The organism is Undibacterium sp. Ji42W (genome assembly GCF_049340405.1).
In the GTDB taxonomy this organism is placed as follows: domain Bacteria; phylum Pseudomonadota; class Gammaproteobacteria; order Burkholderiales; family Burkholderiaceae_D; genus Undibacterium.
The window spans coordinates 1-255 of the sequence record NZ_JBMPOV010000084.1 but is presented as its reverse complement, the minus strand read 5'-3'; the positions used below and the strand labels follow the sequence as shown (position 1 = coordinate 255).

The 255-nt window shown below is 53.3% G+C and carries 1 pseudogene; it reads left to right on the top strand.

From position 1 onward, the window contains the following. Positions 1-255, top strand: a pseudogene (locus ACO0LG_RS29675) (hypothetical protein); the annotation flags it as partial.

Here is a 255-nt window from a genome sequence, read left to right as displayed (position 1 = left end):
ACAGTGAGCATGCTGGTTCCATGCTGCTCATCGATTACGACTTGCTGGCGCAGGCACCACAAAAAGTGCTGCCACTGATTTATGACTTCATTGGTGCCGAGCCATTCGAGCATGACTTCCAGAATATCCAGTATGACGCACCTGAGTTTGATGCGCCTTTAGGCATGCGTGGCCTGCACAAGGTCAGGCCAGCAGTGAGCTTCGAGGCCAGAGACACCATCCTGCCACCCGATTTGTTTCAGCAATACAGCCAGC